General features: G+C 38.2%; 12 protein-coding genes. 5 read left to right on the top strand and 7 right to left on the bottom strand.

Features of this window, described 5'->3' with window-relative positions; translation table 11 throughout:
* The 4 genes from FJ218_02390 to FJ218_02405 all read left to right on the top strand — a co-directional run.
* On the top strand, nt 1-243 hold a 243-nt coding region (locus tag FJ218_02390; GenBank protein ID MBM4165759.1), incomplete at its 5' end, for a type II toxin-antitoxin system RelE/ParE family toxin.
* The gene (locus FJ218_02395) at nt 212-1,876 is read left to right on the top strand and encodes a phosphoglycerate dehydrogenase (GenBank protein MBM4165760.1); all 1,665 of its coding nucleotides are present in this window, start codon (nt 212-214) and stop codon (nt 1,874-1,876) included. The genes FJ218_02390 and FJ218_02395, both read left to right, overlap by 32 nt.
* Before the next feature lie 7 nt (nt 1,877-1,883).
* Nucleotides 1,884-2,750, top strand: coding sequence for a deoxyribose-phosphate aldolase (gene deoC, locus FJ218_02400; GenBank protein MBM4165761.1), 867 nt, complete (start codon nt 1,884-1,886; stop codon nt 2,748-2,750).
* A 105-nt stretch (nt 2,751-2,855) separates the two neighbouring features.
* Nucleotides 2,856-3,464, top strand: coding sequence for an SPOR domain-containing protein (locus tag FJ218_02405; protein MBM4165762.1), 609 nt, complete (start codon nt 2,856-2,858; stop codon nt 3,462-3,464).
* A gap of 81 nt (nt 3,465-3,545) precedes the next feature.
* Here the strand turns inward: FJ218_02405 and FJ218_02410 are convergent, their stop codons facing one another.
* The gene (locus tag FJ218_02410) at nt 3,546-5,249 is read right to left on the bottom strand and encodes a hypothetical protein (GenBank protein MBM4165763.1); all 1,704 of its coding nucleotides are present in this window, start codon (nt 5,247-5,249) and stop codon (nt 3,546-3,548) included.
* Nucleotides 5,250-5,483: 234 nt separating this feature from the next.
* Between FJ218_02410 and FJ218_02415 the strand changes: the two genes are divergently transcribed.
* Nucleotides 5,484-8,078: a T9SS type A sorting domain-containing protein gene (locus tag FJ218_02415; protein MBM4165764.1), complete on the top strand. Its 2,595-nt coding sequence runs from the start codon at nt 5,484-5,486 to the stop codon at nt 8,076-8,078.
* Between the two features lie 70 nt (nt 8,079-8,148).
* On the opposite strand, the gene FJ218_02420 is transcribed toward FJ218_02415, so the two are convergent.
* The 6 genes from FJ218_02420 to FJ218_02445 all read right to left on the bottom strand — a co-directional run bounded on the left by FJ218_02420 (nt 8,149) and on the right by FJ218_02445 (nt 13,738).
* Nucleotides 8,149-8,547: a hypothetical protein gene (locus tag FJ218_02420; GenBank protein ID MBM4165765.1), complete on the bottom strand. Its 399-nt coding sequence runs from the start codon at nt 8,545-8,547 to the stop codon at nt 8,149-8,151.
* Nucleotides 8,504-9,280 (bottom strand): hypothetical protein, encoded by a 777-nt coding sequence (locus FJ218_02425; GenBank protein MBM4165766.1) that lies wholly within the window; start codon nt 9,278-9,280, stop codon nt 8,504-8,506. Before FJ218_02425 ends, FJ218_02420 begins: the two co-directional genes overlap by 44 nt.
* Nucleotides 9,281-9,704: 424 nt before the next feature.
* Complete coding sequence (gene feoB / locus FJ218_02430; protein MBM4165767.1) at nt 9,705-11,807, bottom strand: ferrous iron transport protein B; 2,103 nt, start codon at nt 11,805-11,807, stop codon at nt 9,705-9,707.
* Nucleotides 11,800-12,036: a ferrous iron transport protein A gene (locus FJ218_02435; GenBank protein MBM4165768.1), complete on the bottom strand. Its 237-nt coding sequence runs from the start codon at nt 12,034-12,036 to the stop codon at nt 11,800-11,802. The genes feoB and FJ218_02435 overlap by 8 nt, the downstream gene beginning before the upstream one ends.
* A complete protein-coding gene (locus tag FJ218_02440) occupies nt 12,029-12,286 on the bottom strand; it encodes a ferrous iron transport protein A (protein ID MBM4165769.1) in 258 nt (85 codons plus the stop codon). Before FJ218_02440 ends, FJ218_02435 begins: the two co-directional genes overlap by 8 nt.
* Nucleotides 12,287-13,141: 855 nt before the next feature.
* On the bottom strand, nt 13,142-13,738 hold the full coding sequence (locus FJ218_02445; GenBank protein MBM4165770.1) for a leucyl/phenylalanyl-tRNA--protein transferase: 597 nt from the start codon (nt 13,736-13,738) through the stop codon (nt 13,142-13,144).
* Nucleotides 13,739-13,808 lie beyond the last annotated feature (70 nt).

A 13,808-nucleotide genomic window follows, 5' to 3' on the forward strand; every position in this document is an offset into this window, starting at 1 on the left:
CCGTCGGTTGAAAAGGATTTGGATAAACTTCCTAATTCAATACTGAAAAGAGTTTGGAAGCATTTCGAGAAATTGAAAACAAATCCATTTCCCGTTGGTTCGCTTAAACTCTCTGCGGCAGAAAAACTTTATCGCATTCGCATTGGAGATTACCGCATCGTGTATGATGTAAATACCATTTCAAATATTGTAATGATTCACTATGTAAGACATAGAAACGAAGTGTATCGTACTTTGCGGTGATAACATAAATCTCACTACCTCAACATCTCATAATCTCAACTACTCATATACTCCATTGAAAGTCTTACTTCTCGATTCCATCGAAGCAACGTGCGCGCAAAAACTCAGAGCAGAAAATTTTTCTGTTGATGAGAAACCGAAACTTTCCAAAGACGAATTACTGAAAATAATTCCCGAGTACGATGCAGTTGTAGTTCGCAGCGCAACGCAAATGACGAACGAAATAATTTCTGCGGCGAAAAATCTGAAAGTCATCGGTCGCGCTGGTGTCGGCGTTGATAATATTGATGCTGATGCCGCAACACGCAAAGGAATTTTGGTGATGAATACTCCCGGCGGCAACACGATTTCCACGGCGGAACACACAATGTCGCTGTTGCTTTCGCTTGCAAGAAAAATTCCGCAAGCGAATGCAAGTCTTCAACGCAACGAATGGGAACGCAAAAAATTTCTCGGAACGGAATTGCAGGGAAAAACAATCGGCGTTGTCGGTTTGGGAAAAGTCGGACGCGAAGTTGCAAAACGCGCGCAAGCATTTGAAATGAACGTCATCGGATTCGACCCCGTGCTTGCTCCCGATGTTGCAACGAAAATGAAAATCGAATTTGTTTCGCTTGAAGAAATTTATCGCCGCGCGGATTTTATTACGCTGCACACACCGCTCAACGACGAAACAAAAAATCTTTTGAACAAAGAAACGCTGAAGAAATGCAAACAAGGAGTTCGCATCATCAATTGCGCGCGTGGTGGATTGGTGAATGAAAATGATTTGCTGCAAAGTTTGGAAACCGGTTCTGTTGCCGGCGCCGCGCTCGATGTGTTTGAAAACGAACCGCCAAAAGATTCTCCGCTTCTCAAACATCCAAACATCATTGCAACACCGCATCTCGGCGCATCAACGGAAGAAGCGCAGGAAAAAGTCGCGTTACAAATCGCTGAGCAAATTGCGGATTATTTACTCGAGCGTGGAATTTCCGGCGCAATCAATGGCGATGCAATTCAACTTGCGCTTAAAGAAGAAACGAAACCGTTTATTCAACTTGCGGAAAAATTCGGCAAACTTACTGCGCAATTACTCAAAGGAAATTTGCGTTCGATTTCTGTTTCAACGTTTGGCGCGCAACTCAACGATTCGCTTCCGATTCTCATTTCCGCAGTATTGAAAGGAACATTTAACGTGTTACTTTCCGAACCGGTAAATTTCATCAATGCAATTTCGATTGCAAAAGAGCGCGGCATTGAAGTCATTGAGAAAAAAGGAATGGAACACAATGCGTATTCACAATTACTCAAAGTGGAATTCAAAACTGAAAAAGAGAAACGCAGTTTTGCCGGAACAGTTTTCGGAACATCGAATTTGCGCATCGTGGAGATTGATGAATTTTATTTTGAAGTGATTCCCGAAGGACATTTGCTTTTTTATTCCAACATTGACCAACCGGGAATGTTAGCCGCCGCATCGAAAATTCTCGCTGATGGAAAAATAAATATCGGCAACGTTTCGCTTGGTCGTTACGGCGTTGGAACAAAAGCACTCACCGTGATGACAGTTGATTCACCAATTTCCGAAAACGTGTTGCGAAACTTATCCAACATCGCTGGTGTAGAAGATGTGCAATTAGTATCTTTATAGAAATTTTATGACAACAATAGATTCCCTCGTTCACAGCGCATTACAACGCTCGACTTCCGATTCACATCTCTGCTGCAAAGACGGCGTGTGCAATAATTATTTGTGCGTCGTGCATAACAAAGAAGGCGTACGCAACATTGTGCAAAGCGGCGCATCGAGAATTTCTGCAAGCATCGGCGTGGAAGAAGGCGGCGGCGTTGAGAATGACATCGCGCGAATGATTGACCACACGCTGCTCAAACCCGAAGCGACAATTTCCGAAGTTGAAAAACTGTGCACCGAAGCAAAAAAATATTCGTTCGCAAGTGTGTGCATCAATCCGAGTTACGTTTCGTTGTGCGCAAAATTATTACACAACACTCCGGTGAAAGTTTGCACGGTGATTGGTTTCCCGCTTGGCGCAACTTCAACACAATCGAAAGTTACCGAAGCGATGCAAGCCGTTGATGATGGCGCACAAGAATTGGATATGGTGTTGAACGTCGGCAGATTGAAATCAAAAGATTATGCGTACGTGGAGAATGATGTTTTCTCTGTTGCAAAAATCGCGCATCGCAATCGCGGAATGTTGAAAGTAATTTTGGAAACGTGTTTGCTCACTGACGAAGAAAAAGTAATTGCGTGCGTTCTCTGCAAAAAAGCAAATGCGGATTTTGTAAAAACGTCAACGGGATTTTCCAAAGGCGGCGCAACTGCTGGCGATATTGCATTGATGCGGTACGTTGTCGGAAGCGCGTTGGGAGTGAAAGCAAGCGGTGGCGTTCGCACACAACAAGATGCGCTCACGATGATTGAAAGCGGCGCGGACAGAATTGGTGCGAGCGCGAGTGTGAAAATTGTTTTGGGTGAAGAAGCACCTAAGGGAACGTATTAAGTTTTTTCACTTGGTATTATTGGGATTATTGTTATTCGTTATATGTCATTAGTTATTCGTAATTAGTCATTTGTAAATTTACTAATGAAAAATGACTAATTACAAATGACGTTAAATTTTAGATTTTATATTTTACATTTTAGGTTGAGAAACTTGCAACTCGTAACACGCAACGTGAAACTCTCTTTTTTCGCGTTCAACATTCTTTTACTTCTTTTGACTTCAAGTTGCACAAGCACGGAAGAATTACGCAAACGTGAAATCGCAGAAGAACGAAAAACATTTCTTGCATTCCACGAATCACAATTCAATCCTTCCGATTACCTCGAAGAAGATTTTCCCGATACAATTCCAACAACGACGATTGATACGGTGAAGGAAGAAGAAATTCCCGTTGAAGAAATGATGTCGGGATTTCGCGTGCAAGTGTACCTATCGCAAGATATTGACTCGGCAAAATTATTTTTTCAAAACGTCAATCCGAAACTCGAAAACGATTGGGTGTATATTGTATTCGATGCGCCGTTGTATAGAATTCGGGTGGGAGATTTTCAAGACAGAGTTGCCGCGGAAGAAATGAAAACAAATCTCATTCAACTCGGTTTTGCAAATGCGTGGATTGTTCCGGATAGGGTGAGAAAATTTCCTCCAGAAAAACCGCTGATAGAAATTCCTCTCGATTCGCTTTCGATTCCCGATTCACTAAAACATTAGTTCGTCATGCTGAACTTGTTTCAGCATCTTGATTAGGAAAAAGATCCCGAAACAAGTTCGGGATGACAAAATTTTTCATTCCTAATTCCTAATTTTTAATTGAATTCCTTCAACGCTCCATCTTGCACGAACTTTGAGCGTATCTGAACTTTCCGTGAAAATTTCTGCAGTAGAAAATGGAAATGTTTTTCCGTAAGAATATTTTTTGTTTTCGTCATCGTCTCGAAATGCAGAGAGAACGTATTTTCCTTGAACAAGATTGTTGAATTCAAATTCTTTTTTTTCGTTTGCTTCTACTTGTTGAACAAAATTCTTGCGTTCAATATTTTTTGCCGAAACGAAATAACGAGAATTATTTTTCTCATTTCTTTCCATAGCAATTTTCCCTTTTAAAATTCCAATTTCGTTTTCGTTTGTCGTTCTGAAATGGCGAACAAGCATTGAATCTTTTAAATGCAAACCGTATTTATCTTCAACCGAATCAAGCATTATTGAAAATACAAACCAACTATCGCTTTGCAATTTTTGTCTTGGTGAAATAGAAATTGTTCGCTGAGTAATAATATTCAATTCAAAAGAAATATTATTCTTTGAAGAATCTTGAAATAGAAAAGCATTTTCAATTTTCTCTTCGTTGATTGATTCGCTGAAAATGCAAAGGATATTCGGTTGCAATTCAATTCCACGAATGCTATCAACAAAAATCGGCGTGAGTGAAATTATGCTTGGAGGAATAGTATCGCTAATGCTTGTAGAAATAAATGAAATCGTGTTTTGTGCTTCATTGATTCCATTTCCCGAAGTATCAAAAACATTCGTAACTGTAACAAAATAGTGTTCGTTGGAATCTTGCTCTTGTGTTTCAAGAAAAAGTTTTTTTTGTGAAGGAATTTCCGGGAAGATATTTTTGATTACCAATTCACGTTTGTTAGTGTTAATGATTTGAATTTTTGCTTCTGATAATTTTGACATATCAATTACTTCACTGAAACTCAATTCAATTTCATTCAAAGAAATATTTTTAGCGGAAAGTAAAAACGGTTTTGTTTCATCAATTTTACTCAAACGAAAATTGACATCGTGAATTTCGTTGATAGAATCGTTTAATGCAACATCATTTCTTGCAATGCCAATTTCATTCGATTCAACATCAAACAATAAATTTCGCTCTTCATCACGCACTGCAAAAATACGATATGTTCCTTCTGCTAAATGGTCGAGTGTGAACGTTCCATCATTTCCGGTTTGTGAAATATAATCGGGAGAAATTGTCGAAGGAGAAAGCGTATCGAACGAATGATGACGATTGGAATACGCAAAAATCATTACGCCGCTTGCTTTTTCATCAAAGACTTTTCCGGAAATTTTTCCCGAATCAATTGCGATTCCCGTTGAAAATGCAAGCGAAAAACTTTCTTTCAGTTTTATCCCGTGATTATCCGATGCATCAGTTCCGACTGTAATTACATACGTCGTGTTCTCATTCAACGCATTAGAAAATTCCACATCAACATCTTCGCCACTCCAATTAAATTCCAACTTTCCCAAACTCGGCGAAATGAACAACGCATTTTCTACACTTTGTTTATTCATCCATTCATTGAACGAAAGTGAAAAATGTTTTTCAGAAAATTGTAATGTGTTTTGTTGTGGAAATGTTTCGAGAATTGTCGGTGGAGTTGTATCACGGGGGCCACCAGAAGGAGAATTCATTCCTGCACAATGAAATGATATAATAATTAGAATGATATAATAAAAAGGAAAATGTAGTTTTTGCGGTTTCATATTGTATTCAATATATGATTTATTGCTAATAAATTACAAGTTACAAATAGAAACCATTTAAAAAATATTTACTGTGTGCACAATGTAAATTTCAGTTCTTCAATCTATTATCATTTTATAGAGTGATTATCATCACATCATTATCTGCAAATTTGTTTCTTGTATTGATTTCTATTAAATTGATGTCGAAAATTTTTAACTAATTCTTACATAATTGTAAAAGGATAAATTGTTATGCTATTAATTACTTACTTCATAAATAACATTCGTAATATTTTCATTATTGCTTTACTTTCAATTAGTTCATTCACGCTCTCTCTCTACGCGCAAACCTTTACGGGAATAAGCAGTTCAATTACTGCTGTAAGTTCAGGAAATTCAGCGTGGGGAGATTTTGACAACGACGGTGATTTGGATATTGCCGTCATTGGTGCAACCGCATCTAATCGTATTGCAAAAATATATAAAAACGATGGAGGAACGTTTTCCAACTTTGCTCCGCTCGCATCTGTCTCTTCTGGAAGCGTTGCGTGGGGAGATTATGATAATGACGGCGACTTAGACATCCTCCTTACTGGATACGGTGGAAGTACTTCTCAATATGTTGCTAAGTTATATAAAAATGATATAACTGCTTTCACTGAAGTAATAACATCCATCACTCCTGTAAATTCAAGTTCCGTCGCGTGGGGAGATTATGATAATGATGGCGACTTGGATATTTTGCTTGCCGGCATTACCACCGATTCAATTACGGTTACAAAAATTTTCCAAAATAATGGCGGAACATTCGCAGATGCTAATGCTACTTTAACCGGAATCGCGAAAGGCACTGTTGCATGGGGTGATTATGATAATGACGGCGACTTAGATATTTTACAAACAGGATTTACAGGGACAATCCCTGCAACAAAAATCTATCAGAACACCAATGGTGTTTTTTCAGACATAAGTGCAGCCATAGATACGTTAGGAAGTGGTTCTGCTGTTTGGGGAGATTACGATAACGACGGCGATTTGGATGTACTTCTTTGTGGAAAAAATGCAAATGGAAAAGCAACAAAAATTTATCAAAATAACAGTGGAATTTTCACTGATATTTCCGCTGGCTTACCAGGTATTTCCTCTGGTAATGCTATATGGAGCGATATCAATCTCGATGGTATTATGGATGTTGCGTTAACAGGGGCAGATACTGATACAACAAGAATTTCACGGATTTACAAAGATAGTTCCGGAACGTATGTTGATATAAGCGCATCGTTAGTTGGATTAACAAATAGTTTCATTTCGCTTGGCGATTATGATAAAGATAATGATTTGGATATTTTCATTTGCGGCGATTCTGCAACAACTCGAATTTCTCGCTTCTATCAAAACATTAATGATTCCGTTAACACTGCGCCTTCCTCTCCTGCAGGTTTAAGTGCAACAATAGTTAACTCAAAAGTAACACTTCGATGGAACAAATCTACAGATTCAAAAACTCCGAAAAAAGGACTCTCTTATGCAATCAGAATTGGTACCACTTCTGAAGGCGTTGAAATAGTTTCTCCGTTTGCTCAAAATGATTCAACCGGATTCAGAACAACTACAGTATTAGGAAATGTAAACCACGACACTTCGTGGGCAATCAATAATTTACCAATCGGCACATTTTACTGGAGTGTTCAGGCAATTGATAATAGTAATGTTGGTTCACCGTTCGCTGTAGAAAAAACTTTTGTCATTCCCGATTCTAATGGATACAGAACATTTAATTCAAGTTCCGGTTTGGGCGGGAGATCTGTAAAAATGGTAATCAATACAAAAACCGGAGTTATGAAAACAAGTCCTAACCATTTAACAGCCGCCGAAAACTTATTTACGAAATTGCCGAAAAAAGACAATAAATTTTTAGGTGTTGAGCAAAGCACCGATAGCGCAAAATTTTATGCGTGGGTTGCATACAAGAAGGCAAATGAACTTGCAAAACTCTTTATCGGAATTCACAATTTGCAATCATATCCGCTCGATTACAAACCCGGTTCAACAACACGATTGAAAAAAGCAATTAAAGCATCTCGAAATCAGTTTAATAACCCTGCAATTGAGCAAGGAGTATTATTTAACTTAAACTTACTTTCAAGTGCAAATAATATCACTCCTCCAGAATTCGGCAATTTAATTCTTACGAAAGACGGTTACCTCGCAGGAAAAAATATGAAGGGAGAAAATCTTACTGATATCGGACTTTTCCTCGATAGTATTATGACATATTGGGAAAAATATAATATTACCAACGTAACTGCTTACAACAGTATTGCGCTCTTTGTTGAAACTATACTCAAGCCAATCAATAATTTCTTTGCGGCAGAATTTGCAGATACAAATATTCTTATTGATTCAAACGCAGTCAAAGGAATCAATACTTCCGATGGCAAGAAGAAACCTTACGCGATTACTCTCAAAGGAGTAAAAACTCCAACGGATAGCGGAAGTATTGTCAATCCTCCGTCAACAAAAACAACATCGAATACACTCTTGCAACTAGTTCGCATTGAAATTCCCAATTCATTTTCACTGTACCAAAACTATCCCAATCCGTTTAATCCACTTACAACTATTCACTATGCACTATCAACTGGTGGAAATATTACATTGAAAGTTTATAACATACTTGGCGAAGAAGTTGCAACGCTATTGAACAACGAAGCAATGGAAGAAGGGTTGCACGAAGTTCAGTTCGATGCATCGCGGTTATCAAGTGGAGTATATTTCTATCGTCTTACATCTGCAAGCGAAAGCAAAACGTTTGTGGATGTGAAGAAGATGGTACTGATGAAGTAATACACATTTCTTTCTACAAAAAAAAACGTGAAGTTCACTCGAACCTCACGTTTTTTTTTTCAACTCTTATCTATTGTGTTTCTGATGAATCGAGTTTGGACGAAGAGTTAGTTTGCGCAGAGATAAGATATTTTAGTATCAATTCTGTTTCGTCTTCAGTTATTTTAACTCGCGATTTCATTTCATTCAATATTTCATTCCATTGAAATTCTGAACGTTTCTGAGGTTCGTATAGCGTATGACAACCGGAACATTTGACAATGTATAACTCACGTCCTTGATGTAAATCCATAAGCGTTGTTCCCAACCATTTTGATTGCGCATATTGAATATGCCTTTCATTCGGATATGGAATTGTTCCTGCGCACGAACCAAAGAACGGTATTTGCACAGCAAGCGCAAGATAAAATAATACCTTTTTCATTTTATAAGTGGAACGAAAACAATAAACGCGCCTGAATTCTTTCATATTTTTTCAAATCAAGTTTGTTCGCGCCTTCTTTCAATGAAGCAATTTGCGGAAGTACTGTGAATGTCGCCCACCATTGTTCCGTAGCATATGAAACAACAGGACCGAGAAATATTGCAGAATGTTCAACTTCTCCGTCGCTGATAACATTGAGCTGTCGCGCTTCTATTCCGCAAGAGACATTTGCCGAAAGCATTCTTGAAACGCCGGCGTCTAATTCCAATTTCGTTTCGCTTTTCGTTTCACGTTCATCGTTTTCAATTTCCGTTTCCCATTCTTGTTCGGCAACAATGTTCAGTGCAAGCAACATTGATTCAATTTTTTTATCGAAAAGAAATTTCCCTTCAAGTTCAAATTCATTCAATCCCAATGTCCATTCGCCATAGATTGCAAAACCTATGGGATCTGCTACAGGGTCAGAAAATTTATATTTCCACTCATTCGAAAAACTTACTTGGAAATCGTTTTGCAAAACGCCGCGCATTTCATTCGCAGCAGAATCTTTGATAAACCATTGCCGTTCTTGATATAATTTTTGGGAATAGTTTAAATAAAACGCAAGTTGAAGATTTGTTGCCACGCCAATTTCGTATTCAATTCGATGGTCGAATCGGCGATAATAATTTTTGCGCCCGGAACGGAACGTATTCCATACTTCCAATTCCCTCGCACCAACAGGAAGAATTCCGGTTTCATACGTGTAACTAAAATGCCGTTCGTTTGCAAACAGCATTGTTGAAAAAAACAAAAGAGTGAGTGAAAAATAATAGAGATATTTCATAATGAAGGTAATGTAATAGTGAATAATTATTCAACCATTTGCTACGCATTTTCCTCTTCGTATATTTTGCACGAAAAGAAGCAGCAAACGTTTGAATATATGAGTTAAAAAACTTTTTTGCTTCTTGGAACGCGAGTGCGCAATTACTTTCTTGACGGAAAATGAACGCACTCGTTGTTTATTTTTAATGATTTTCTGTTTTGAAAATCTGATTTGGACTATGACTGCAACTGCATGAATGTTCGCAAAAATACTTTCCTTGACGTTGATGACGTACCAATGTTATGAGAAAAATAATCGCAACAATCGCGACCAGTACGAGAGAAAGAGTTTCTTGCCAATGCATAAAAAAATTAAACATCACCAACTGTTCCTTTTAAAAACCGAAAACCGTTCCGATGAAATGTATAGTAAATGTTACGCTATACGCAAGTACTGTCATATAACTAAATTGCACAGCGGGCCATTTCCATCCGTTCGTTTCCCTCTTTGTTACTGCTATTGTTGACATACACTGCATTGAAAGAACATAGTATATCATTAAACAAATAGCGACAAGTGGAGTAAATATTTTTTTCCCTGTTGCTTCATCAACATCATTTTGCATTTTTTCGATAAGGGACGCATTGGAGTTTTCATCCTCGATATTATACATCGTCCCCATCGTGCTGACAAAAACTTCGCGCTGCAATAACGAGCCAATTAACCCAACGCCGATTTTCCAATTAAATCCAAGCGGTTCTATGACAGGTTCAATCGTTTGCCCAATTCTTCCGGCAAAACTATGTTCCAATCGTTGTGATGATGTTGCGTTTTCCATTTTCGGATATGTTGCGAGAAACCAAAGTATAATCGAAACACCGAGAATAATTGTTCCTGCGCTTTTCAAAAATTGATACGCTTGTTCCCACATATATAATCCGACTGTTTTTAGTGATGGTTTTCTGTATTGTGGAAGTTCCATCAAAAAAATTGCGGGAGCACTTTTCAGTAATGTTTTTTTGAATATTGTTGCTACAACGAGCGCGGCAACAATTCCGACAATATACATTGCACACATTATGAGTGCAGGCAAAGAAAAAATTCCGATGATGATGTTTGGGATAAAAGTTGCAATCATCAGTGTGTACACAGGAAGTCGTGCGCTGCAACTCATTAAGGGCGCGACAAGGATTGTCGCAATTCTATCTTTGCGATTTTCAATTGTGCGCGTTGCCATTATTCCGGGAATTGCGCACGCAAATGAACTCAACAATGGAATAAAAGATTTTCCGTGCAAACCGAATTTCGACATCAGTTTGTCCATTATAAACGCGGCGCGAGACATATACCCTGTGTCTTCAAGCAATCCGAGAAAGAAAAACAAAAGTAAAATTTGCGGAAGAAACATTACGACCGCTCCAACTCCCGCAAATACACCATTCACAATTAGATCTTGAAAATCACCGGTGGGAATAATTTCGGAAAATTTTTCTCCGAGAATACTTACTGCACTTCCTATTAATTCCATCGGATAATTTGCCCACGTGAAAATTGCGTGGAACATAAATCCCATCAGCGTGAGAAATACTGCAAATCCCCAAACTTTATGTGTGAAAATTTTATCGAGTTTATCGCTGATGGATTGTGAAACCGTTTCAATGTGAAGAACTTGTTGACACACCGACTGAATCCACGAGTAACGTGATTCAATTGCTATTGCTCGTCTATCAATTCCGCTTTCATCAAGATTTTTTAAGTGCGTTTCAATTTTCTTTTTTGTTTCATTGTTCAACGTTTCAAATCCATTGGAATGAAAATCATCTACGGAAAGCAAGCGAAGAGATTCAAAAAACGCAAGCGATGAGGTATATTTTTTTTCTTGTGAAAGTAGTTGCTGTATTTCAGAACAACTTCGTTCAACTTCTTCCGGCATTTTCCATTGACGGGAAACTATTTGCGATGTACTTAAATCAGTAATTGCAAAAAGAAGTTTATCTATTCCTTTTTTTTGAGGCGCATTTACTTTTATAACGGGAACACCAAGCGATTGAGAAAGTTTTTTTGCGTCAACTGTAATTCCTGATTGCTCTGCATTATCATTCATCGTTAACGCAATGATAACGGGAATTTGTAAATCAATTATTTGTGAAGTGAGAAAAAGATTGCGTTCGAGATTGCTTGCATCTACAACGCAAATTACCGTTTGCGGCGCTTCAGTAATTTCGTTTTGTCCGAGGAGAATATCGGCTGAAATTTTTTCGTCGGGAGAACGGGAGATAAGACTGTAGGTTCCGGGCAAATCGAGGAGAGTAATCTCCGTTCCGCCGAGAGAAATTTTCCCTTCTTTTTTTTCGACAGTTACGCCGGGATAATTTCCTACTTTTTGTTTGAGACCGGTGAGAGCGTTGAAAAGTGTAGTTTTGCCGCAGTTCGGATTTCCAACAATTGCGATGTTTGTTGGAATTGTTTTTGCAGAATTTGTTTGAATGTTACTCACATTGCACAAAAATATGTTCGGCTTCTTTTTTCCGAAGCGAGAGACGATACCCGCGAACGTTTATTTCAATCGGGTCGCCAAGCGGAGCAAGTCGTTCAACGGAAACTGTAGTTCCGCGAATAATTCCCATTTCCATCAAACGTTGACGAAGTGATGCGTCTGTTCCGTTGAGTTGGCTGACTTTTCCTTGTGTGCCGATAACTAATTCGCTGAGGGGAAGTTCACGCATAAATATTTTCCGAAACGATGATTTGTTTCGCAAGCATTTCGTTAATACTAATTCTGCTGTTGCATATTTGACAAATCAATCCATTTCCACCATTCGATACGCATTTGATTTTTGCTTTTTCACAAAATCCCATTTCGCGCAATCGTTCACATAATTGCGGTTCGGAAGTAAGTCGTTGTACAAAAACTTCAGTTCCGGATGGAATATCAAAAAGTGTTTTCTCAAGAATTGGCATCTCAAAATGTGTCATTGAAATCGTCTTATTTAGATTTAGTCTAAATAAATATAAGAAGAGTGCGCAAATCGTGCAAATTCTATTTACAAATCACAAATCAATAAAAAAACGCCAACAAAATATTTTCTATTGGCGTTTAATTTCTTTTTAAAAAAATTATTTAAGTAGTAATAATTTTTTCGTTTCCATATACAATCCATCATCAACGACGAGTCTGTAAAAGTATACTCCGCTTGATAATGTATTTGCGTCAAATTCTATCTCATGTTCTCCTTCTTCAAGTTCTTCGTTGTTCAATTCCCAAAACTTTTTTCTGGAGCGGATTCTTCTGCGGCAATACCGTGTTTGCGTCGGTGGAGTATCCTTGAGAAAGTAAGAAGGATGAAGGAAGAAAAAAATGTAGAACAACAATCTTTGTTGTTTGCATTTGGACGAGAAAGATTCTTGTTTTACAATATTGCCACGAACTTTTCGCCTCAGCGAATCTTCGATATTCGGGGAACAATACCAACAACAACTCTTGTGGCAATAATTATTTGAGAAACAATGTAACACAAAATGGCATTTTGTGTTACTGATATTCTTGAAACAACATTATGCAAGTGGAGAAAAACAATATGAGAACATATTACACTTCCCCTGATTAAATATGAATAAATGTTTTTGTAATAAAAAAACTTGATATAGTTATTTTTCGTGACAAGTATAGTCAATTCCAAATCAAATGTAAACACCCGTTTGCGTAACTTCGGTGTTCGAGGGGTTTTCCATGAATACTCGGGAGAAAATGAAAATGCTTACAATGGTGAGTTTCTAAACATTGTTGTATTCTGTATACCTTGAAGGATTAGCGATACCGAAGTTGAACGTTCAGAAAGTAACAGTATTTGCAGAAATTGCCTTTTTGAGTAGTCGAAGATATTCTTTGCGGGGAATTTCTGTTGCGCCGAATCGCTGAAGGTGGGGAGTGATGTATTGCGTATCGAGGAGCTGAAAACCGCGCTGTTTTATGTGCTGCACCAAAAAACATAATGCAACTTTGGATGCGTCGCGCATAGTTGAAAACATAGATTCGCCAAAAAACGCCGCGCAGATTGCAACACCGTATAATCCGCCAACTAATGATTCATTCTTCCACGATTCTACACTATGCGCATACCCTAACCGATGTAATTCACAATACGCAGAAATAATCTCTTCGGAAATCCACGTTTCTCTTCTTGTGGCGCAAGAACGAATCACATGTTCAAACGAAGTATCTATGCGAATGTCAAAGATATATTTCTTTATTGTTTGCCGAAGACTTCTGGAAACATTGAACGCATCGAGGGGTAAAATCGCACGCGGTTCGGGAGCATACCATACGATCTCTTCGCTGTTTCCGTCTGCCATCGGAAATACACCGATAGAATACGCATTGAGCAGGAGTTCGGGAGAAAGTTTGTTTGGTGTTTTTCTTGGAGACAATTTTGAATGAATATTAAAGAACTTTCCCGGCGAGCGGGTGAAAGTAATGAGTAACTGATGTTATACAAGA

It is taken from the genome of Ignavibacteria bacterium (genome assembly GCA_016873775.1).
Lineage (GTDB): Bacteria > Bacteroidota > Ignavibacteria > UBA10030 > F1-140-MAGs086 > JAGXRH01.

Coding starts and splice junctions, on each gene's coding strand:
- FJ218_02410 (MBM4165763.1), bottom strand. CDS start 5,249: ATGAAACCGCAAAAACTACATTTTCCTTTTTATTATATCATTCTAATT.
- deoC (MBM4165761.1), top strand. CDS start 1,884: ATGACAACAATAGATTCCCTCGTTCACAGCGCATTACAACGCTCGACT.
- FJ218_02420 (MBM4165765.1), bottom strand. CDS start 8,547: ATGAAAGAATTCAGGCGCGTTTATTGTTTTCGTTCCACTTATAAAATG.
- FJ218_02415 (MBM4165764.1), top strand. CDS start 5,484: ATGCTATTAATTACTTACTTCATAAATAACATTCGTAATATTTTCATT.
- FJ218_02425 (MBM4165766.1), bottom strand. CDS start 9,280: ATGCTGTTTGCAAACGAACGGCATTTTAGTTACACGTATGAAACCGGA.
- FJ218_02440 (MBM4165769.1), bottom strand. CDS start 12,286: ATGACACATTTTGAGATGCCAATTCTTGAGAAAACACTTTTTGATATT.
- FJ218_02405 (MBM4165762.1), top strand. CDS start 2,856: ATGACGTTAAATTTTAGATTTTATATTTTACATTTTAGGTTGAGAAAC.
- FJ218_02435 (MBM4165768.1), bottom strand. CDS start 12,036: ATGCGTGAACTTCCCCTCAGCGAATTAGTTATCGGCACACAAGGAAAA.